Origin of the sequence: Actinomadura sp. NPDC048955 (assembly GCF_040649435.1) — a bacterium.
GTDB classification, from domain to species: domain Bacteria; phylum Actinomycetota; class Actinomycetes; order Streptosporangiales; family Streptosporangiaceae; genus Spirillospora; species Spirillospora luteofluorescens.
On sequence record NZ_JBEZJI010000211.1, the window covers coordinates 1 to 1,081 of the forward strand.

Here is a 1,081-nt window from a genome sequence, read left to right on the forward strand (position 1 = left end):
ATGGTAAAGTAAGGCTTTTCTAGCATGTCTTGCAGTATTACCACTAGCTAATATCCAAACGATAAGTGGAAATAAAAAAGGCATGAAAAATACGCTGAAATAGCAAAAAGAAGCTAACACATTATTCGCTGATTTGCTCATTTCTACACCTCCTAATTGATATTGCAAATATAACGTAATATTTTCGAGATTTACAGGAGGTTTTATCAAACTTTCAAAATTGTAATATTAAAGGAGTCGATAAAATGATTAAGAAACTAATAAGACTTTGGTTCACTATAGCAATGTACGAGTTAGGCAAATGGATTGGCAGAGAAGTTTATTACAAGTTGACTGCAAACGATGAGGTGGAAGTGCCGAGTGATTATGCAATTAATACTGATCAGCAAGATATTAATGAGGTGAGTTATTAATGTGGATTATTCTTTCTATTGTATTAGCTGTTGCACTCTTAATATCATTATGTGTTCAAAGTGAACTGAGAGTCAAAGCAAGTGAATATAAATACTATAACGAACTATTAAGTCGTCAGATTAAGTATTTTGAAGATAATAAAAAATAAGTATCGGAGGTTTCTTATGAATCTAGGTAAAGAAGATATACCAAAGTTAGAACAGTTCTTTCGCAAGTATGAAGATATGAAAGGGCAACTATTATATAGGCGATACGAGTTATTATATCAACCTCAAGATACAAATACTGGTGGCGGAAAATCTAATCTTCCAAGCAGTCCTGTAGAAAATGAAATAATTGAGCTACACAAAGATGATAAATATCGTAACTTACAAGCAACTATCGCAGCAGTTGAAGATGTATATAGAAATGCAACTCCTGAACAGAAAGCTATTATCGAATATAGATACTGGGAAAAAGATTTATTGATATACGAGTGGGAAGATATTGCTCATGAGTTAACTAAACGTAGAGAAGATGACAAGGTAATAAGTCAACATTCAGCTATTAGAATGCGTAATCAAATAATGAGAGATATAGCAAAAAGGATTGGGTGGATATACTTCGACTAATCGCAATTGGGTGTATAGTGAATTGCGGGTTGTCAATAGGGTATTCTTGTATCATA

At 32.7% G+C, this 1,081-nt stretch carries 3 protein-coding genes; all 3 read left to right on the forward strand.

Annotated elements, in window-relative coordinates; translation table 11 throughout:
- Positions 1-245: 245 nt before the first annotated feature.
- The 3 genes from AB0C84_RS46320 to AB0C84_RS46330 are packed head-to-tail and all read left to right on the forward strand — an operon-like array spanning position 246 to position 1,025.
- Positions 246-413: a hypothetical protein gene (locus AB0C84_RS46320; protein WP_002497596.1), complete on the forward strand. Its 168-nt coding sequence runs from the start codon at positions 246-248 to the stop codon at positions 411-413.
- Positions 413-562, forward strand: a complete 150-nt coding sequence (locus tag AB0C84_RS46325) for a DUF1514 family protein (protein ID WP_002484731.1) — start codon at positions 413-415, stop codon at positions 560-562. The genes AB0C84_RS46320 and AB0C84_RS46325 overlap by 1 nt, the downstream gene beginning before the upstream one ends.
- 16 nt (positions 563-578) lie before the next feature.
- Positions 579-1,025, forward strand: coding sequence for a transcriptional regulator (locus AB0C84_RS46330; RefSeq protein WP_002484732.1), 447 nt, complete (start codon positions 579-581; stop codon positions 1,023-1,025).
- Positions 1,026-1,081 lie beyond the last annotated feature (56 nt).

Excerpts from the sequence above, each read along its gene's own strand:
- AB0C84_RS46320 (WP_002497596.1), top strand. The coding sequence starts at position 246 with ATGATTAAGAAACTAATAAGACTTTGGTTCACTATAGCAATGTACGAG.
- AB0C84_RS46325 (WP_002484731.1), top strand. The coding sequence starts at position 413 with ATGTGGATTATTCTTTCTATTGTATTAGCTGTTGCACTCTTAATATCA.
- AB0C84_RS46330 (WP_002484732.1), top strand. The coding sequence starts at position 579 with ATGAATCTAGGTAAAGAAGATATACCAAAGTTAGAACAGTTCTTTCGC.